Origin of the sequence: Noviherbaspirillum aerium (assembly GCF_008929045.1) — a bacterium.
Lineage (GTDB): Bacteria > Pseudomonadota > Gammaproteobacteria > Burkholderiales > Burkholderiaceae_D > Noviherbaspirillum > Noviherbaspirillum aerium.
Genome location: NZ_VFAH01000004.1, coordinates 248687 through 267836 on the forward strand (window position 1 = coordinate 248687; position 19150 = coordinate 267836).

At 61.8% G+C, this 19150-nt stretch carries 17 protein-coding genes; 6 read left to right on the forward strand and 11 right to left on the reverse strand.

The window, feature by feature from the left end:
• Positions 1-50: 50 nt before the first annotated feature.
• Positions 51-743 carry a glutathione binding-like protein gene (locus FH061_RS08695; RefSeq protein ID WP_151635020.1) on the forward strand — a complete coding sequence of 231 codons (693 nt, stop codon included), beginning with the start codon at positions 51-53 and terminating at the stop codon, positions 741-743.
• 63 nt (positions 744-806) lie between these two features.
• Here the strand turns inward: FH061_RS08695 and FH061_RS08700 are convergent, their stop codons facing one another.
• The 11 genes from FH061_RS08700 to gcvH form a co-directional block, all read right to left on the reverse strand.
• Positions 807-1265, reverse strand: a complete 459-nt coding sequence (locus tag FH061_RS08700; RefSeq protein ID WP_151635022.1) for a MaoC family dehydratase — start codon at positions 1263-1265, stop codon at positions 807-809.
• Between the two features lie 50 nt (positions 1266-1315).
• Positions 1316-1774, reverse strand: a complete 459-nt coding sequence (locus tag FH061_RS08705; RefSeq protein ID WP_151635024.1) for a MaoC family dehydratase — start codon at positions 1772-1774, stop codon at positions 1316-1318.
• Between the two features lie 18 nt (positions 1775-1792).
• Complete coding sequence (locus tag FH061_RS08710) at positions 1793-2932, reverse strand: acyl-CoA dehydrogenase family protein (protein WP_151635026.1); 1140 nt, start codon at positions 2930-2932, stop codon at positions 1793-1795.
• 7 nt (positions 2933-2939) lie between these two features.
• Entirely contained in the window at positions 2940-4136 is a 1197-nt protein-coding gene (locus FH061_RS08715; protein ID WP_151635028.1) for an acyl-CoA dehydrogenase family protein, read from the reverse strand.
• A 261-nt stretch (positions 4137-4397) separates the two neighbouring features.
• Positions 4398-4826: a DUF1178 family protein gene (locus FH061_RS08720; protein WP_151635030.1), complete on the reverse strand. Its 429-nt coding sequence runs from the start codon at positions 4824-4826 to the stop codon at positions 4398-4400.
• Positions 4827-5156: 330 nt separating this feature from the next.
• Positions 5157-5441 (reverse strand): hypothetical protein, encoded by a 285-nt coding sequence (locus FH061_RS08725; protein WP_151635032.1) that lies wholly within the window; start codon positions 5439-5441, stop codon positions 5157-5159.
• 455 nt (positions 5442-5896) lie between these two features.
• Entirely contained in the window at positions 5897-6880 is a 984-nt protein-coding gene (lipA, locus tag FH061_RS08730) for a lipoyl synthase (protein WP_151635034.1), read from the reverse strand.
• Between the two features lie 7 nt (positions 6881-6887).
• A complete protein-coding gene (gcvT, locus tag FH061_RS08735) occupies positions 6888-8012 on the reverse strand; it encodes a glycine cleavage system aminomethyltransferase GcvT (RefSeq protein ID WP_151635036.1) in 1125 nt (374 codons plus the stop codon).
• A 61-nt stretch (positions 8013-8073) separates the two neighbouring features.
• Positions 8074-9453: an L-serine ammonia-lyase gene (locus tag FH061_RS08740; RefSeq protein WP_151635038.1), complete on the reverse strand. Its 1380-nt coding sequence runs from the start codon at positions 9451-9453 to the stop codon at positions 8074-8076.
• Between the two features lie 99 nt (positions 9454-9552).
• Positions 9553-12420 carry an aminomethyl-transferring glycine dehydrogenase gene (gcvP, locus tag FH061_RS08745; RefSeq protein ID WP_151635040.1) on the reverse strand — a complete coding sequence of 956 codons (2868 nt, stop codon included), beginning with the start codon at positions 12418-12420 and terminating at the stop codon, positions 9553-9555.
• Positions 12421-12528: 108 nt separating this feature from the next.
• The gene (gene gcvH, locus FH061_RS08750) at positions 12529-12909 is read right to left on the reverse strand and encodes a glycine cleavage system protein GcvH (RefSeq protein ID WP_151635042.1); all 381 of its coding nucleotides are present in this window, start codon (positions 12907-12909) and stop codon (positions 12529-12531) included.
• A gap of 764 nt (positions 12910-13673) precedes the next feature.
• Here gcvH and FH061_RS08755 point away from each other — a divergent pair.
• The 5 genes from FH061_RS08755 to FH061_RS08775 are packed head-to-tail and all read left to right on the forward strand — an operon-like array spanning position 13674 to position 19146.
• Positions 13674-16493 (forward strand): monovalent cation/H+ antiporter subunit A, encoded by a 2820-nt coding sequence (locus FH061_RS08755; protein WP_151635044.1) that lies wholly within the window; start codon positions 13674-13676, stop codon positions 16491-16493.
• Positions 16494-16495: 2 nt separating this feature from the next.
• Positions 16496-16831, forward strand: a complete 336-nt coding sequence (locus FH061_RS08760) for a Na+/H+ antiporter subunit C (protein ID WP_151635046.1) — start codon at positions 16496-16498, stop codon at positions 16829-16831.
• A gap of 1 nt (position 16832) precedes the next feature.
• Positions 16833-18389 carry a monovalent cation/H+ antiporter subunit D gene (locus FH061_RS08765; RefSeq protein WP_151635048.1) on the forward strand — a complete coding sequence of 519 codons (1557 nt, stop codon included), beginning with the start codon at positions 16833-16835 and terminating at the stop codon, positions 18387-18389.
• A complete protein-coding gene (locus FH061_RS08770) occupies positions 18389-18883 on the forward strand; it encodes a Na+/H+ antiporter subunit E (protein ID WP_151635050.1) in 495 nt (164 codons plus the stop codon). The genes FH061_RS08765 and FH061_RS08770 overlap by 1 nt, the downstream gene beginning before the upstream one ends.
• On the forward strand, positions 18877-19146 hold the full coding sequence (locus FH061_RS08775; protein WP_151635052.1) for a K+/H+ antiporter subunit F: 270 nt from the start codon (positions 18877-18879) through the stop codon (positions 19144-19146). The genes FH061_RS08770 and FH061_RS08775 overlap by 7 nt, the downstream gene beginning before the upstream one ends.
• The last annotated feature ends 4 nt before the right edge of the window (positions 19147-19150 follow it).

Genomic DNA, 19150 nt, shown 5'->3' on the forward strand with positions numbered 1-19150 from the left:
ACTATTGCACAACTGCAGAATTGCAGAATTGCGCCATTGCCGGAGCCCTCATGATCGACGTTTACTCTACTGCCACGCCGAACGGCCACAAGGTTCACATCATGCTGGAGGAATGCGGTCTTCCCTACCGCATCCACCATATCAACATCGGCGAGGGCGACCAGTTCAAGCCGGAATTCCTCGCCATCTCCCCCAACAACAAGATCCCCGCCATCGTCGATTCCGACGGACCGGACGGCGAGCCGATGTCGCTCTTCGAATCGGGCGCGATCCTGGTCTATCTCGCCAGCAAGACCGGCAAGTTTCTCGGCAATACCGACCGGGAAAAATTCACCACCCTGCAGTGGCTGATGTTCCAGATGGGCGGAGTCGGACCGATGCTGGGCCAGGCGCATCATTTCCGCATCTACGCCCCGGAAAAGATCGAGTACGCGGTCAACCGCTATACCAATGAAGCCAGGCGCCTGTACGGCGTGATCGACCGGCAGCTGGCAAAGACCGCCTATCTCGCCGGCGACGAATACACGATTGCCGATATCGCCACCTTCCCCTGGCTGCGTTCATGGAAGAACCAGGGCATCGACTGGGAAGAATTCCCGAATGCGAAACGCTGGTTCGACGAAATCAGCGAGCGCCCCGCGGTTCAGCGCGGCGTTGAAGTCCTTGCCAACCTGCGCAAGCCGCTGATGGACGACAAGTCGAAGGAAACACTGTTCGGCTCGACCCAGTACCAGAAGCGCTGAACAAGGCGCGCAAAAAAACGGGCTGCCCATGCAGCCCGTTTTCATTACAGCTTCGCCAGACGCTTACCAGTAGCGTCGCGACACCGACTCCGCAACGCAGACCGGCTTGTCGCCGCCTTCGCGCTCCAGCGTCACGGTCCAGACATTCTGGACGCCGCCCGGAATTTCCTCGACTTCCTTGAGGACCATGCGGCCGCGCACCCGGCTGCCGCTCGGCACCGGCGCGGGAAACCTCACCTTGTTGAGCCCGTAATTGACGCCCATCTTCGCCGTCGGAAACGAGATCGCGCTTTCCGTGATCATCGGCAGCAGCGACAGGGTCAGAAAGCCGTGCGCGATGGTAGTGCCGCCGAACGGCGACTCCTTCCGGCAACGCTCTTCATCGAGGTGAATCCACTGATGATCGCCGGTCGCTTCGGCAAACATCCGGATGCGGTCCTGTGAAATCTGGAACCAGTCCGATACCGCCACTTCCTGGCCGATCAGGCTCTTCAATTCTTCTACCGATGCAATCTCGCGCATGCTGTCTCCGTTCTTGTCTTAATGAAGCGGCGGCCGTGCCGATGTCCGCGCTACTGCGGCCGCCGGCCGTACATTCCCATGCCCTTGACCGTCGCCACCACTTCGCCGTGCTGGTTTTTGGCCTGCCACTGCGTCATGATCACGCCGCGATCGGGCTTGCTTGTCGAAGGCCTGGTCTCGAGGATGGTGGTGGATACCGAAAGCGTATCGCCGGCGCGAACCGGCTTGAGCCAGCGTATCTCATCCACGCCCGGCGAACCCATGCTGGATGACTGGCGCAGGAAATGATCCACCATCATGCGCATCATCATGCTGCAGGTATGCCAGCCGCTGGCGATGATGCCGCCGTAGATGGAATTCGCCGCCGCATCCTTGTCGACATGGAAGGGTTGAGGATCGAACTTGGAGGCGAAGTCGATGATTTCCTCTTCCGTCACCGTCCGCGTACCCACTTCGATGGTCTGACCGGCTGCAAAGTCTTCGAAATACCACTTCTTCAATTCCGCCATCTCGATCCTCCTTCTGGTTCAGGCTGCGTTCCGGAAGCCTGGCTGCGCTGCGAAACGGGCCAGGTGATGATCGGTGTCGCCCAACGTCAGGTCGATCATCGTCAGACGCTTGAAATGATGCGCCGCCGGCATTTCATCGGTGACGCCCATGCCGCCGTGCAGCTGGATCGCCTGCTGGCCGACATACTTGAGCGCCTGTCCGACGCGCGCCTTGGCCGCCGATACCGTACGGCGGCGCTCTTCGACGTCAGCGGACGAGACCTTGACCGCGGCCAGCGTCGCCATCGAGCGCGCCTGTTCCGCCTGCATGAACATTTCCGCCATGCGATGCTGCAGCGCCTGGAACTTGCCGATCGGGACGCCGAACTGCTGGCGCGTCTTCAGATATTCCAGCGTGGCGCCGTTCAATGCATCCATGGCGCCGACAGCTTCGGCGCACAGCAGGGTGGCGCCGTAGTCGGCCGCCGCGTCGAGAATATCCCAGCCGGCGCCGGCGCTGCCGAGCAATGCGCTCGCAGGCACGCGCACGTTATCGAAGCGGATATCGGCTGCGCGCAGGCCGTCGATGGTGCGGTAATCGCGGCGGGTGACGCCGCTTGCATCGGCCGGAACGACGAACAGGGAAATGCCGTCGGTGTCACGCTGGGCGCCGCCGGAACGGGCGGAAACGATCAGCATGCCGGCCTGGCCGCCGTGGATCACGACGGTCTTGGTGCCGTTGATCACATAGCCGTCGCCGTCGGCCTTGGCCGTCGTCGCGATGTCGAACAAGTCATGGCGCGCCTGCTTTTCGCCGAGCGCCGCCGCCAGTTTCAACTCTCCGGACGCGACCTGCTCCAGGAGCGCTTCCTGGCCGCCAGCGAGCTTGAGGAACTGCGCGCCCAGCACGGTGGCGAAATAAGGCTCCACCACGATGCCGCGGCCGAGTTCCTGCATCACCACCAGCATGTCCACCGCCGAGCCGTTGAAGCCGCCCTGCTCTTCGGGAACCGGCAGTGCGGTCATGCCGAGCTCGACCAGCGTGCCCCATGCCTGATCGGAAATGCCCTGCTCCGAATGAATGATCTTCTTGCGATGCTCGAAGGTGTAATCCTTGTCGATGAAGCGGCGCAGTGCATCCTTGAATTGTTGCTGCTCTGGTGTGTAATTGAAGTCCATGTCCGCCTCACAGTCCCAGGATCATCTGGGAGATGATGTTTTTCTGAATTTCGTTGGAGCCGCCGTAGATCGACGTCTTGCGGAAATTGAAGTAGTAAGGCGCGAGCGGCGCGGCATCGTCGTCTTCCGTGACCGCATGCTCCTGCTCGCCTTCGAGATAGGCCGGATCGAAAGGCATCGCATAGGGGCCGACCGCTTCCACCATCAGTTCGGTCAGCATCTGCTGCACTTCGGTGCCTTTCACCTTGAGCATCGATGCCTCGGGACCAGGGCCGCGCTTGGCGCTTTCCTGCGACAGCACCCGCAGCACGGTCATTTCCAGCGCCATGATTTCGATTTCCAGGCTGGCGACCTTGGACGAAAACATCGGATCATCGAGCAGCGGCTTGCCGCTCTTCATCTGCTTGCCGGCGAGGCGCTTGAGGAACAGCAGTTCACGCTTGGCGCGGCCGACCGCGGCGATGTTGGTGCGCTCGTGGCCAAGCAGATACTTGGCGTAAGTCCAGCCCTTGTTTTCTTCGCCGATCAGGTTCTCGACGGGCACTTTCACATTATCGAAGAAGACTTCATTCACCTCATGCTCTTCATCCAGCATGATGATGGGACGCACGGTGATGCCCGGCGTCTTCATGTCTATCAGCAGGAAGGAGATGCCTTCCTGCTTGCGAACGGCCGGGTCGGTACGAACCAGGCAGAAAATCATGTCGGCATGCTGCGCGAGCGTAGTCCAGGTCTTCTGGCCATTCACGATGTAATGGTCGCCCTGGCGTTCCGCGCGGGTCTTCAGCGATGCGAGGTCGGAACCGGAACCCGGCTCGGAATATCCCTGGCACCACCAGTCGTCGCAATTCAGGATGCGCGGCAGGTAGTAGCTCTTCTGCGCTTCATTGCCGAAGGCCATGATCACGGGCGCCACCATGTTGACGCCGAACGGCAGGATGGAAGGCGTACCGGCGGCGGCGCACTCCTCTTCCCAGATATGGCGCTGAACCGGCGTCCAACCCGTGCCGCCGTACTGGACCGGCCAGCCGGTGCCGACCCAGCCCTGCTTGGCGACGATCTTGTGCCAGCGGACGAAGTCTTCTTTTGAAAGGCGTTTGTGGTTGAGAACTTTTTGCTGCAGGTCTTTTGGCAGGTTCGCGTCGAGGAAGGCGCGAACGGTATCGCGGAAAGCCAAATCTTCCGCCGTGTAGTTCAAATCCATGCTGTCTCCTTGTAATCCCGGCTAAATAGCACGACCGTTCTAAAACGATTATACAGGGGTTTTTTTCTGCATGTCCAAATAATATGAAACCCGCTTCTGCGAAGCGAAGCCGAGAAGCAGGAGGCGATAAAAAAGCACGGCATGCGTGCTTGGTGCTTGGTGCTTGGTGCTTGGTGCTTGGCGCTTGGTGCTTGGCGCGGCGTTGCCGGACAGACCGCACGCATCCGTCTGCCCGCACCTGCCTGGCCCGGGCAAGGATCATCATTGAAGCGGCTGCTTGAGCGCCGCGGGGATAGGCAGGGGCAGGACATCGATGCCCTCGTCCGCAAGCGCTTCGCACTCCGCGACCGAAGCCACGCCGCGTATGGCGCGCTCCGGCGCCTCCTGATAATGAATGCGGCGCGCTTCCTCGACGAATCGTTCGCCGACATCTTCAGTCTGGGCGACCACCTTGCGCAGCATTTCCATCATTGCGGCCTGCGCATTCACGAGTGCGGCATTCCTGTCTTCGGATTTGCCCCCCGCGGAAAGGTTGAGCCGCGGCGCCGACGGCAACCGGGAAATATCCGCGCTTTCGCAGACTGGACATTCAATGCGGCGCTCGTTCGCCTGCGAGGTGAAGTCCTGTTCCGAGGAGAACCATCCCTCGAAACGATGGCCGGTTGCGCAGCAAAGGTTATAGACTTTCATGCTCGGGATGAAAAGGATTGAAACGACGGCAGGAGGCGCATCACTCGCGATGCCTTCGCCTCACCCGCAGGAAAAGCGGTAATTCAAGATAGCCACCGCGACGGTATTGTACCGCCCCTGTTTCATCTCGTTCCACACGGAGGCCAACCGTCTTGGGATTCGGGGAGTGTCTAGTATGGTGAGTTGAAAAATTGTCGATGACCACTATGGCGCAATCATGCCGGGACAAGGAAGAAAGCACTGCAGGGCCGGAGCCTTGCGCGCCTACCAGCCGGAGTATCGGCGGGATGCTTCTCCGTCATACGACAAGCAAATTGCTGACTCTCAGCGCTAGTCTTTGAACTCGAACTGCTGCTGAGCATTGTTCAGCACACCCGGAAGCTGCTGGGCCTGTAGAATGGCTTTTGCACGGCGTCTGGCGCTCTGGGTTTCGATCGTGCCCGTGAGTTTTCTGACACTGTCCTTGATTTCCATGACCTGTTCAGCCTTCGCCAGGCGAACCAGACTGCGCAGGCTTTCGCGGTATGCGTGGCGTTCCCGCGCACAGGATTTTTCTCCCAGAGTAACAGCGATCAGACTTTCAATCACCGCGTCAGTCTCGAGCTTTTTCTTCATGGCTTCGCACTTGCTGATTAAAGGACAGAACAAAGGACCGAACCGAAGATGCAATTTTAGCGTTGCAATTCTGCTTCTATTTCCCACCTGAATGATTGAGAAATATCAAGCATAGATCCTGACGGAAACAATTGGCCGATTTTATTTCTACGGACTCGTGATCCGGTCAAGCGCCGGCCGCGCATGGAGACATGAAAGAATCCTTGCCCAGATTGTATGGCAAGGCAAGGGGAACGCCAGCGGATAACCGCGACGACCGTACTATCCTCCACGGTCCGATCGGGATAGGACTCCGGATAAAAAATGCCCGCATGACCGAGAAGGCGATGCGGGCAAAATTCCTGGGAGGTTTAAAGAACCGATTTCATCTTAGCCCTTGCCTGTCCATTCTCATTGCGCTTTCGCAAGGGGCCATACGGCGTTGGGCCGCGCCAATCGGCATCTCCGATCTCCTCCTAAGCAACTATCTTTCTGGCTTGTTCATCTGCATGGTAGGAAGAGCGCACCATCGGGCCCGATGCGACGTGTGCGAAGCCCATGCCTTCTCCCAGCCGGCGCAGTTCCTCGAATTCGGCGGGCGTCACATAACGCTGCACCGGAAGATGATGGGCGCTCGGTTGAAGATACTGGCCAAGCGTCAGCATTTGCACATCGTGGGCTCGCATGTCGCGCATGACCTGCTCGACTTCTTCCAGCGTTTCACCAAGTCCGAGCATCAAACCCGACTTGGTGGGCACCTCAGGCTGCATTTCCCGAAAACGCTGCAGAAGCTGCAGCGAGCCGAGATAATCGGCGCCGGGGCGCGCCTGCTTGTACAGGCGCGGAATCGTTTCCAGGTTGTGATTGAACACATCCGGCGGCGCAGCCTTGAGGATTTCCAGGGCAACGTCGACCCGGCCACGGAAATCCGGAACCAGGATCTCGACGGCGATGCCGGGGCTCAACTCCCGCGTTTCCGTGATGCATGACGCAAAATGCGCCGCGCCGCCATCGCGCAGATCGTCCCTGTCCACCGAAGTGATGACGACATACCTGAGGCCCATGTCCCGGATCGTGCGCGCCAGGTTTTTCGGCTCTTCCGGATCGAGCGGATTGGGACGGCCGTGGCCGACGTCGCAGAACGGACAGCGGCGCGTGCAGATATCGCCCATGATCATGAAGGTGGCCGTGCCCGACTTGAAGCATTCGCCGAGGTTGGGGCAATTGGCTTCCTCGCAGACGGTGTGCAGCTTGTTCTCGCGCAGGATGGACTTGAGGCGCTTGACTTCCTGCGTGCCGGTGAACTCGGCACGTATCCATTTCGGCTTGCGCAGCATCTGGTCGGGTTGCGTGGGCACGATCTTGATCGGGATGCGCGCCATCTTTTCCGCGCCGCGCAGTTTTTCGCCTGCCACCACCGGCCGCACAGCCGGCTTGTCCTGCGTCTTGATATCGCTCATTGTTTCCTCAGCCACGGTAATAGCGCTGCGGCGTGAACGGCGCCTTCGCCACTTCGACCGGCACAGGCTTGCCGCGCACGATGGCTTGCAGCGCGGTGCCGATGCCGGCGGCAGCGGTCTCGACATACCCCATTGCCACCGGCGCGCCGACGGTCGGACCGAAGCCGCCGCTGGTGACCTTGCCGATGCTGCGTCCCGAAGCATCGACCAGTTCGGCGCCCTCCCTTACCGGCATGCGATCCTTGACCAGCAATCCGACGCGCTTGCGGGCAACGCCTTCGGCCAGCTGCCGCAGGATGACATCCGCGCCGGGATAGCCGCCCGGCCGGGCGCCGTCCGCGCGCCTCGATTTGGACAATGCCCAGGACAGGCTTGCCTCGACCGGCGTCGTGCTTTCATCCATGTCGTGCCCATACAGGCACAGGCCGGCTTCAAGCCGCAATGAATCGCGGGCGCCGAGCCCGATGGGCGCCACTTCGGGTTGGGCCAGCAGCAGGCGCGCCACCTCCTCCGCCTTGTTGCCCGGCACCGAAATCTCGAATCCGTCTTCGCCGGTATAGCCGGAGCGGCTGATGAAGCACTCCGCGCCGGCAAGGCTGACCTTCGTGCTCTTCATGAAGATCATGGACGCGGTTTCCGGCGCCAGCCTTGCCATGACTGCCGCCGCCGCAGGACCCTGCAAGGCCAGCAGTGCGCGGTCATCCAGGGATTCGATGACACAGCGTCCGCCGAGATGTTTCTGCAGGTGGGCAAGATCCTGCTGCTTGCAGGCGGCATTGACAACGACGAAGAGATGATCGCCGCCGTTCGACACCATCAGGTCGTCGAGGATGCCGCCGTTTTCGTTTGTAAACACCGCATAGCGCTGCATGCCGACCGGCAGGTCGATGATATCGACCGGGACCAGTGTTTCGAGGGCCGCCGCGGCATCCGCGCCGGACAGCCTCACCTGACCCATGTGAGACACATCGAACAGACCGGCCTGCGTACGCGTATGGGTATGTTCCTTGAGAACGCCGGTCGGATACTGCACGGGCATCTCGTATCCTGCGAAAGGCACCATCTTGGCGCCGAGTTCCAGGTGCAGGTGATAGAGCGGCGTGCGCGCCAGTGCTTCGGTTTTGGTATCCATGGGTCCTGTTCCTCGTATTTCCCGTGTTTCTCGTTATTGAATGCCTGCCGGATTACGTCTCTCAGCATTCGATGACATTGACTGCAAGGCCGCCCCGCGCGGTTTCCTTGTACTTGATCTTCATGTCGGCGCCCGTCTCCCGCATGGTCTTGATCACCTTGTCGAGCGAAACAAAATGATGGCCGTTGCCGCGCAGCGCCATGCGCGCGGCGTTGATGGCCTTGATCGAGCCCATGGCGTTGCGCTCGATGCAGGGCACCTGGACCAGCCCGCCGATCGGATCGCAGGTCAGGCCGAGATTGTGCTCCATGCCGATTTCCGCCGCGTTCTCGACCTGGGCGGGCGTGCCGCCCATGACCTCGGCCAGCGCCCCGGCGGCCATCGAGCAGGCAACGCCGACCTCGCCCTGGCAACCGACCTCGGCGCCGGAGATGGACGCGTTTTCCTTGTACAGGATGCCGATGGCCGCCGCCGTCAGCAGGAAGCGGATCACGCCATCGTCATCGGCGCCCGGTATGAAGCGGTGGTAATAATGCAGCACCGCCGGAATGATGCCTGCCGCACCGTTGGTCGGCGCCGTGACGACACGGCCGCCGCCGGCGTTCTCTTCATTGACAGCCAGCGCATACAGGTTGACCCAGTCCAGGGTGGTCAGCGGATCGCGCAGGTTCGCTTCCGGCTGGCTGGACAGCTTGCGGTACAGTTCCGCCGCGCGGCGCTGCACCTGCAGGCCGCCCGGGAGAGTGCCCTCCCGCTCGCAGCCCCGCCTTACGCAATCCTGCATTACCTGCCAGATGCGAAGCAAGCCCCGGCGCGTCTCGGCCTCCGGCCTCCACGCGGCTTCATTTTCCAGCATCAGCTGGCTGATGGACAGCCCTTGCTCGCCGCACATGGCAAGCAGTTCATCGCCGCTATGGAAAGGATAGCGGGTGACGGTGGAATCCGGCACGATCCGGTCGGCTCCCAGGGCTTCCTCATTGACGACGAAGCCGCCGCCGACGGAATAATAGACCTTGGACACCAGCTCCGCGCCTGCCTTGTCGAAGGCGGTAAACCGCATGCCATTGGGATGGTGCGGCAGGGATTCGCGCCGGTACATCAGCAGATGTTCCCGCTCGATGAATGGAATCTCCTTTTCGCCGAGCAGGCGAATCCGCTTCGCCTCGCGGATCGCCGCCAGCCGCCCGGGAATGCTGTCGGTGTCCACCAGGTCCGGCGCCTCCCCCTCCAGCCCGAGCAATACCGCCTTGTCGCTGCCGTGTCCCTTGCCGGTTGCGCCAAGCGAGCCGTACAGCTCGGCCTTGACCGATTCGGTCAAGGCGAACTGCCCCGTCGTCTTCAGGCCCGAAACGAATTCCAGCGCAGCCCGCATCGGGCCCACCGTATGGGAGCTTGATGGCCCGATGCCTATCTTGAACAGCTCGAATGCACTGATGGCCATATCATTGCCTGCAAGTGGGTCGCGTGGGTTGCGCCGGTTGAACGGCTGGAGTCTGCATGCGCTGACGATACGTTTTTACTGGTGTTTATCCGTGCGTGCTCATTCGTAGTCCGACATCGGCGGGCAGGCGCAAACCAGGTTGCGGTCGCCATACACATTGTCGATACGTCCGACCGGCGGCCAGTACTTGTTATTGCGCAGCGACGCCACCGGAAACGCAGCCTGCTCCCTGGTATAGCCGCGCTCCCAGTCGCCGATGACATCCATCGCCGTATGCGGCGCGTGCCGCAGCACGCTGTCGTCGGCGGTGGTCGTTCCGTTTTCGATCGCGCGGATTTCTTCGCGGATCGCAATCATCGCGTCGCAGAAGCGGTCGAGCTCCTCCTTCGATTCGCTTTCCGTCGGCTCGATCATCAGTGTGCCCGCCACGGGGAAAGACATCGTCGGCGCATGGAAGCCGAAATCCATCAGGCGCTTGGCAACGTCGTCGACAGTAATGCCCGTGTCCTTCATCGGACGCAGGTCGACGATGCACTCATGGGCGACGATGCCGTTCTCGCCCGCATAGAGAATCGGATAATGCGGCGCAAGCCGGCGGGCGATGTAATTGGCGTTCAGGATGGCGACCTGGCTGGCCTGCTTCAGGCCCTGGCGGCCCATCAGCTTGATGTATGTCCAGCTGATCGGCAGGATGCTGGCGCTGCCCCAGGGCGCGGCGCAGACCGGCGCCGCTGCATCGCCGCCGATCATGCGGTGGCCCGGCAGGAAAGGCGCCAGATGCGATTTGACGCCGATCGGCCCCACGCCGGGACCGCCGCCGCCGTGCGGAATGCAGAAGGTCTTGTGCAGGTTCAGGTGCGACACGTCGCCGCCGAACTTGCCCGGGGCGCACAGGCCGACCATCGCATTCATGTTCGCGCCGTCGATGTAGACCTGGCCGCCGTGCTCATGCACGATGTCGCAGATCTCGCGGACCGCCGCCTCGAACACGCCGTGGGTGGACGGATAGGTGATCATGATCGCGGCCAGGTCGGCCGCATGCTTTTCCGCCTTGGATTTCAGGTCGGCCACATCGACATTGCCGCGCTCGTCGCACTGCACCACCACGACCTGCATGCCGGCCATGTGCGCTGTCGCCGGATTGGTGCCATGCGCGGAGCTCGGAATCAGGCAGATGTTGCGGTGCCCTTCGCCGCGGCTCTTGTGATAGGCGCGGATGGCCAGGAGGCCCGCATACTCGCCCTGCGAACCGGCATTCGGCTGCAGCGAGACCGCATCGTAGCCGGTACAGGCCACGAGCATGTCTTCGAGTTCGCGGATCATGGCCTGGTAGCCCTGTGCCTGGTCGAGCGGCGCGAACGGATGAATGGCGCCGAACTCCTTCCAGGTGACCGGGATCATTTCGGTCGTGGCATTGAGCTTCATGGTGCAGGAACCGAGCGGAATCATGGTGCGGTCAAGCGCCAGATCCTTGTCGCTCAGGCTGCGCAGATAACGCAGCATCTGGGTTTCGGAATGATGCGTGTTGAAAACCGGATGCGTCAGATACTCGCTTGTGCGGCGCAGACCGGACGGGATGCGGTCTCCCGCCGCCGACTCGCATGCCGCAAAGGAGGGAATCGCCTGGCCTTCGCCGGCAAAGACTTCCCACAATGCTTCGATATCGGAGCGCGTCGTCGTCTCGTCGAAGGACACGCCCAGCGTCGTGCCGTCGATTTCACGCAGATTCATGGAGCGGGCGCGGGCGGCAGCATGGATGGCCTGCGTGCGGTCGCCGGTGCGCACGGTGACGGTGTCGAAGAATGACGCGGTGCTTACCCGGAAATCGAGCTTGCCAAGGCCGTCGGCAAATGCGCAGGTCAGGCGATGTACGCGCTGCGCAATGGTCTTGAGCGCCTTGGGGCCATGATAGACCGCATACATGCCGGCGATGTTCGCCAGCAGTACCTGGGCGGTACAGACGTTGCTGGTGGCCTTCTCGCGGCGAATATGCTGTTCGCGTGTCTGCAGCGCCAGCCGGTAGGCCTTGTCGCCGTGGCTGTCGATGGAAACCCCGACGACGCGGCCGGGCATCAGGCGCTTGTTGGCGTCGCGTGTTGCGAAATAAGCCGCATGCGGGCCGCCATAGCCCAGCGGAACGCCGAAGCGCTGCGCGGAACCGACCGCGACGTCGGCGCCGAATTCACCGGGCGGCTTCAGCAGGGTCAGCGCCAGCAGATCGGCGGCAACCACCACGAGCGCCTGCTTGTCGTGCGCCTTCGCCACCGTATCCGCATAATCATGGACATCACCGTCCACGGCGGGATACTGCAGCAGCACGCCGAAGCAGTCGCACTGCTCCAGGTCGGCGCGGTGATCTCCCACGACCACCTCGATGCCGATCGGCTCGGCGCGCGTGCGGACCACATCGATGGTTTGCGGCAGGCAATCCCTGGAAACGAAGAAAGTCTTGCTCTTGCTCTTGGAAACGCGCTGGCAGAAAGTCATTGCCTCGGCTGCCGCGGTCGCCTCGTCGAGCAGGGATGCATTGGCGATTTCCAGCCCGGTCAGATCGCAGATCATGGTCTGGAAGTTGAGCAGCGCTTCAAGCCGGCCCTGCGAAATCTCGGGCTGATACGGCGTATAGGCGGTGTACCAGGCAGGATTTTCCAGCAGGTTGCGCAGGATGACGGTCGGCGTGTGGGTGTTGTAATACCCCATGCCGATGAAGGACTTGAACACCTTGTTCTGGGAAGCGATGCGGCGCAGTGCGTCGAGCACCTCCGGCTCGCTCTGTGCATTTTCCAGCGCCAGCGGCTGGTGCGACAGGATCGCTTGCGGCACCACCTTGCCAATGAACGATTCCATCGAATCGAAGCCGAGTTCGGCCAGCATGGTCTGCTGATCTGCGTCCGACGGACCGATATGCCGTTCTATGAAATCCGCGTGCTGTTCCAACTCTTCAAACGCGACCCGATTCTCAGCCATGCTAACCTCTATCACAATGAATTAAATGCCCTGCCTGATGCCTTGCCATTGCGCCGCCGCTTGCGGCTTGCGACCGGCGCCTGATACCGCCCGTGGATCGCGGGCCGCTCAGCCCAGCGATTCGATATATGTCTTGTACCCTGCCTCATCCATCAAGGCATTGATTTCATCGAGCGCGGCGGGCTGAAACCTGAAGAACCATCCGCCGCCCATCGGATCTTCATTGACCTTGCCCGGTTCGTCGCCAAGCGCGTCGTTGACCTCGGTGACCGTTCCGCTCGCAGGCATGAGGATCTCGCCAGCCGTCTTCACGGATTCGATCACGGCCGCTTCGTCGCCCTTGGCGTATTCCTTGCCCGCCTCGGGAAGCTGTACATAGACCAGGTCACCCAGATGATCCTGGGCGTAATCCGTGATGCCTACCGTGACCTGCCCGTTATCTTCGATTCGCAGCCATTCATGTTCCTGGGTGTACACGGTCTTGCTCATCAGATTTCTCCTGAAAATGGTGGACAAAAATACCTGGCGAAATGCCTATTTGGAATGCCGCAAATTTTAGAGGCTTCCATGTTTTCTTGGTGGTCAAAACAGCTTGCAAATCATTCAAATAACAAAAAACCCTTGAAAATTTTTATTTTTATAAAAATTTACCGGGCTTAGTTTTTGATTCAAAACAGAGCGATTCCACGGCCAGCAAGCCCTCCTGCCACCAGTTAAGAGACAGGCAATTCAGGCGTCGTCGCCGACACTGGATAGGAGTTGCATGCCTGCCGGTACGTTCCACGCTCCCGGCCCGATTGGGACAGGAACGACTCGGATGACCTCATAAACAGTGGCCATACCGGCCACGGATCATCCTGAGCGCCATGAACAGGCTTGGAGTTTTCCTTGAGAAAGGATCCCGGCATTATCTTGCCCGCACACTGACCGGAAAAGCTTTTGGAAGATGCTTGAATGCCTGATGCGACGGCCCGGCACCGTTCCCGCTGACAAATGCTGCTTTTCCTGGAAGCACGAAAAACAGCTAGCCTGACCGCGTTTAAATCAAATGCTATTGCATGGCGCGGAACATTGCTGAACAAGCAATCTCCTATAGCCTAATGGCTTGCTCAAAAGGCGGCCGGTTCGCCTGCGTCCGTCTCCTGTGCGCAGACAGTTGCCACCTGGAAGTGAATGCAATCTCCGACGTCGGGCGACCTGGCGACAGCAGTCTTCCGGCGGGAATCATCCGCGCCCTTGAAAAAGGAATGCACGTGGTCTTATCGCCTCAATTCATAGTTGCGGTTCCGCTGATGCTGTTCTGGATGCCTGCGCTGGCGGTACGCATGGGCAGGAGAGCCGCATCCTGGTGCGCAGCGTCCGTGCTCGCGGGGTCGTTCTCGCTGCTGCTTCTGCAAAGCGGTGCGGTATTTGCCGGACAGACGCTTCGCGGATCGATGGCCTGGCTTCCGCAGGCTGGCCTGCAAGCGTCGTTCCGCCTTGACGGCCTGGGCCTGCTGTTTTGTCTCCTGATACTCGGCATCGGACTGCTGGTCGTGCTGTATGCGCATTACTATCTCTCCGAAAAAGATCCGTTCGGACGCTTCTACTGCTACCTGCTGTTGTTTGCCGCCGCCATGCTCGGCGTGGTGTTGTCCGACAACGTGATACTGCTCGTCGTGTTCTGGGAACTGACCTCGCTCAGTTCCTTCCTGTTGATCGGCTATTGGGATTACCGCTCCGACGCGCGCGCGGGCGCGCGCATGGCGCTTACCATCACCGGCGCCGGCGGGTTGTGCCTGCTCGCCGGCATGCTTTTGCTGGCCAATGCGGCCGGAACCCATGAGCTGTCGGAAATCCTGGAACGGCGGCAACAAGTACAGGACAGTCCGCATTACCTGCCGATACTGATCCTGTTTCTCATCGGCGTCTTCACCAAATCGGCCCAGTTTCCCTTCCATTTCTGGCTGCCGCACGCGATGGCGGCGCCGACGCCGGTCAGTGCCTACCTGCATTCGGCCACCATGGTCAAGGCGGGCATCTTCCTGCTCGCCCGATTCTATCCGGTGCTTTCCGGCACGGATGCCTGGTTCTATATCGTTGCCACCACCGGCTTCGTCACATTCGCGTTCGGCGCCTATGCGGCACTGTTCAAGCATGATCTGAAAGGCTTGCTTGCCTATTCCACCATCAGTCACCTGGGCCTCATCACCCTGCTGTTCGGCCTGCAGACTCCGCATTCGGTGGTTGCCGCGGTCTTTCACATCATCAATCACGCCACCTTCAAGGCCTCACTCTTCATGGCGGCCGGCATCATCGACCATGAAACCGGCACGCGCGATATGCGCAAGCTTGGCAGCCTCTGGAAATACATGCCGTACACCGGCGCGCTGGCCCTGGTCGCGTCCGCCGCGATGGCTGGCGTTCCACTACTTAATGGTTTCCTGTCGAAGGAAATGTTCCTGGCGGAGACGCTGCAGATCCAGGCCGATGGCGTCTGGCGCGCGATGATACCGGCGGCGGCCGTGATCGCCAGCGTGTTCAGCGTGGCGTACAGCGTACGTTTCGTGGATGACGTGTTTTTCAGGGGCGAACTGGTCGGCGTGACCAAGGAACCCCATGAACCCCCGATATGGATGAAAGCGCCGGTATATCTGCTTGTGCTGCTGTGCCTTGCGGTCGGCATCCTGCCCTACTATACCGTGGCGCCGCTGCTGGCCACGGCGGTCGAAGCGACGCTCAATGGCCCGCGCCCGGAATACTCGCTGGCCATCTGGCATGGTTTCAACCTGCCGCTGGCGATGAGCGTGTTCGCGATGGCCGGTGGCGCAGCCGTGTACTTTTTCCTGCAGCGCGCATACGACCTGCACCGTTACGTGCAGAGCCCTTTCGGCGGGCACTGGCTGTACCGCGAGGCGCTGGCAAACTTGCTCAGGTTCTCCACGGCACTGACGCGGGGGCTGGAAAACGGGTCGCTGCAACGCTACCTCGCGTGGACCGTTGCCGTGGCGCTGGTCATGGGTGCATCGCCTTTTCTTTCATGGGAATGGACGCTCGGCGAGCAGCCGCACACCGCGGTCAACGGCGTCGCCGTGGTCATCTGGATCATGCTGGCCGTGGTCACCGTGGCGACCGTGGTGTTGCACGAGCAGCGCCTGGCGGCACTGGTTCTGGTCGGCCTCGTCGGCCTGATCAGCACCCTGGCATTTGTCTACCTCGCAGCGCCGGACCTGGCGCTTACCCAGGTTTCCGTCGAGGTGGTGACGATCGTGCTGATCCTGCTCGCGCTGTACTGGCTGCCCCAGCACACGCCGCCGGAGACCGGCGCTTGGTCCACGCTGCGCAAGTGGCGCGACGCCGCCCTGGCGGCGGCGGCCGGACTGGGCATCACGGCGATCACCTACGCGGTACTGACCCGGCCGTTCGAATCGCTGTCGGCCTATTACCTGGACAACAGCGTTCCTGGCGGCGGCGGCACCAATGTGGTCAATGTCATCCTGGTCGATTTCCGCGGCTTCGATACCTTCGGTGAAATCACCGTGCTGGCGTTGGCGGCCCTGGGCATTGCGGCGCTGATGGCAAATCCTCTGGCCGCGCGCAGAACCGGCGACGGTGAAGGACGGGCATGGGCAAAAGATACGCATCCATTGATGCTCACCTCGCTGACCAGCGTCATGCTGCCGCTGGCACTCACGGTGGCGGTATATATTTTCCTGCGCGGTCACAACGTGCCCGGCGGCGGATTCGTCGCCGGCCTCGTCACCGGCATCGCCCTGATCCTGCTGTATATCGCCAACGGCATCGAATGGGCGGCGGCACGCATGCGCATCCAGTATCCACGCTTGCTGGGCGCCGGCATACTGATCGCCGGCCTGACAGGCGTGGGAAGCTGGTTCTTCGGGCGCCCCTTCCTGACCAGCGCACATGGCCACCCGCATCTGCCGCTGCTGGGCGATGTGCCGCTGGCCAGCGCCATGGCATTCGACCTCGGGGTGTACCTCACCGTGGTAGGCGCCGTCATGCTGACGCTTGGAAGCCTGGGCCGCGCCGGTTCGCCCGCTTCCGTCAATACCGAAACCGCAAAGGAGGCCTGAACATGGAACTGCTGATCGCCAGCGCCATCGGCATACTGGTCGCGGGCGGCGTGTATCTGCTGCTGCGCGCCCGGACCTTTCCCGTCGTGATCGGATTGACCCTGCTTTCGTATGCGGTCAATCTTTTCATCTTCGTGATGGGGCGGCTGGCGCCGCACGCGCCGCCGATCATCAACGACCAGTCGGCCGCCTATGCGGACCCGCTTCCGCAGGCGCTGGTGCTGACCGCCATCGTGATCGGTTTCGGCATGACGGCATTCGTGCTCGCCCTCGCCGTGCGCGCCAGGCATGAATTGGGTACCGATCATGTCGACGGTGCCGATCAGGGAAAGGAGTAACGTGGACCACGCGATCGTAGCGCCCGTCGTACTTCCCGCCATTGCCGGCGCGGCGCTGGTGCTGCTGCGCCTGCCTCTCGCAGCGCAAAGGGCGATCGGCGTGGCGGCGACACTCGGCCTGGCGGTGATCGCCATCATGCTGGTCGCCGACGCATCCGGAGGCGCCCATGCAAGCTACAGCCTCGGAGACTGGCCTTCCCCGTTCGGCATCGTGCTGGTGCTCGACCGCATGTCGGCATTGATGGTATTGCTGACGGCGCTGATCGCATGCGGGAGCCTGCTGTACGCGGTCCAGGGCGGGGACACAACAGGCACGCATTTCCATGCGCTTTTCCAGTTCCAGCTGATGGGACTGAACGGCGCCTTCCTCACCGGGGACCTGTTCAACCTTTTCGTGTTTTTCGAAGTCCTGCTGATCGCCTCCTATTGCCTGCTTCTGCATGGCGGCAAGACGCAGCAGCTCATCCCGGGGCTGCACTATGTCGCCATCAACTTCGCCGGTTCCTTCCTGTTCCTGATCGCAGTCAGCCTGCTTTACGGAATGACGGGCACGCTCAACATGGCGGATATGGCCGTCAGGGTGGCTGCCGCCGCGCCTGCGGACGCCGCCCTCATCCGCAGCGGCGCACTGCTGATGCTGGTGGTATTCGCGGTCAAGGCGGCGCTTTTGCCGCTGTACTTCTGGCTGCCGAAAGCCTACAGCGTGGCCGAGGCCCCAGTGGCCGCGCTGTTCGCGATCATGACCAAGGTCGGCGCCTATGTCATCCTGCGCGTCTACAGCCTGATCTTCGGACCGGACGCGGGCGTGGCGGCCGATGTCGCCATACCGTGGCTGCTGCCGGCCGCGCTGCTGACGCTGGTCGTTGCCACCTTCGGCGTCCTGGCCAGTACTACCGTGCGGTCCATGGCGGCGTATCTGACCATCGCTTCGGTCGGCACCATCTGCGCCGGCATCGGGCTTGCCACCGAGCAGGCGGTCGGCGCGGCGATCTATTACCTGCTGCACAGCACGCTCACCATCGCCCTGCTGTTCCTGGTTGCGGACCTGATCCGGCGCGGAAGGGGGCCGCTCGAGGACCGTCTCGAACGAGGCGATGCGCTGCCGCGGGAAGGCTTGCTGGGATGGCTGTTCTTCGCTGCGGCGATCGCCGCGGTCGGCGTGCCGCCGCTGTCGGGCTTCCATGGAAAAGTGCTGCTGCTGCAGGCATCGGCGGATCATGCGGCGGCGGTCTGGGTATGGGCGGCAGTGCTGCTCAATGCATTTCTCGCCCTGGTTGCGCTGGCCCGCGCCGGCAGCAAGGTCTTCTGGCATACCTCCGACGCCGAACCGGTCGCGGCGCCATACCGTACCGCCGCCTTCCTGCCGCCGCTGGGGTTGCTGGCATGCATCGTCGCGCTGACGGTCTGGGCGGCGCCGGCGGCAACCTATGCCTCCGCCGCGTCGTCGCAGTTGATGCGGCCGGCCGGCTATATCCGCAGCGTGCTCGGCGCTTCCGCGCCGAACGGCCCGAGCAAGACCGGACCGACCGGCGCGCCGGCGTCAACGGGAGCAAGATAATGACGGGCGCAAGATGGTTTCCTCATCCGCTGGTATCGCTGTCCTTGCTGGCGATCTGGCTCATCCTCAACAGCAGTATCGCGCCGGGGCAGGTCCTGCTCGGCGCCCTGCTCGCCTGGGCGATCCCGTGGTCTGCCCGTGCCGTCTGGAGCCGCCATGTCGTGGTTCGGCATCCCGCGACGGTGCTGCGCCTGCTGGCGACCGTGCTTTACGACATTGTCGTCGCCAATCTGAATGTCGCGCGGCTGGTATTGGGGCCGGTTTCAAAGCTGCGCCCCGCCTTCATACGCTTCCCCCTCGAACTCGACGAACCCTACGCCATCTGGACCCTGGCGAGCATCATCACCCTCACGCCGGGCACGGTGTCATCGGACATCAGCGAAGATCGACGCACGCTGCTGGTGCATGTGCTGGATACCGACGATGCCGATGCCTTGATTGCGGAAATCAAGCACCGCTATGAAACCCCGTTGAAGGAGATTTTCGAATGCTGACCTCCGTTATCTGGATCGCCGCGGCCGCCTTCGGCCTTGCCCTGCTGCTCAACCTGTATCGCCTGATCGCCGGGCCGACGGTGCCCGACCGCATCATCGCGCTCGATACCGCCTACATCAATTCCATCGCGCTTCTCGTGCTTTACGGCATCCATGAAGAGACCACGCTGTACTTCGAGGTGGCTTTGCTGATTGCCGTGTTCGGGTTTGTCAGTACCGCCATGCTGGCAAAGTACCTGCTTCGCGGCGACATCATCGAATAAGCGG

Coding starts and splice junctions, on each gene's coding strand:
- FH061_RS08695 (WP_151635020.1), top strand. CDS start 51: ATGATCGACGTTTACTCTACTGCCACGCCGAACGGCCACAAGGTTCAC.
- FH061_RS08700 (WP_151635022.1), bottom strand. CDS start 1,265: ATGCGCGAGATTGCATCGGTAGAAGAATTGAAGAGCCTGATCGGCCAG.
- FH061_RS08705 (WP_151635024.1), bottom strand. CDS start 1,774: ATGGCGGAATTGAAGAAGTGGTATTTCGAAGACTTTGCAGCCGGTCAG.
- FH061_RS08710 (WP_151635026.1), bottom strand. CDS start 2,932: ATGGACTTCAATTACACACCAGAGCAGCAACAATTCAAGGATGCACTG.
- FH061_RS08715 (WP_151635028.1), bottom strand. CDS start 4,136: ATGGATTTGAACTACACGGCGGAAGATTTGGCTTTCCGCGATACCGTT.
- FH061_RS08720 (WP_151635030.1), bottom strand. CDS start 4,826: ATGAAAGTCTATAACCTTTGCTGCGCAACCGGCCATCGTTTCGAGGGA.
- FH061_RS08725 (WP_151635032.1), bottom strand. CDS start 5,441: ATGAAGAAAAAGCTCGAGACTGACGCGGTGATTGAAAGTCTGATCGCT.
- lipA (WP_151635034.1), bottom strand. CDS start 6,880: ATGAGCGATATCAAGACGCAGGACAAGCCGGCTGTGCGGCCGGTGGTG.
- gcvT (WP_151635036.1), bottom strand. CDS start 8,012: ATGGATACCAAAACCGAAGCACTGGCGCGCACGCCGCTCTATCACCTG.
- FH061_RS08740 (WP_151635038.1), bottom strand. CDS start 9,453: ATGGCCATCAGTGCATTCGAGCTGTTCAAGATAGGCATCGGGCCATCA.
- gcvP (WP_151635040.1), bottom strand. CDS start 12,420: ATGGCTGAGAATCGGGTCGCGTTTGAAGAGTTGGAACAGCACGCGGAT.
- gcvH (WP_151635042.1), bottom strand. CDS start 12,909: ATGAGCAAGACCGTGTACACCCAGGAACATGAATGGCTGCGAATCGAA.
- FH061_RS08760 (WP_151635046.1), top strand. CDS start 16,496: ATGGAACTGCTGATCGCCAGCGCCATCGGCATACTGGTCGCGGGCGGC.
- FH061_RS08770 (WP_151635050.1), top strand. CDS start 18,389: ATGACGGGCGCAAGATGGTTTCCTCATCCGCTGGTATCGCTGTCCTTG.
- FH061_RS08775 (WP_151635052.1), top strand. CDS start 18,877: ATGCTGACCTCCGTTATCTGGATCGCCGCGGCCGCCTTCGGCCTTGCC.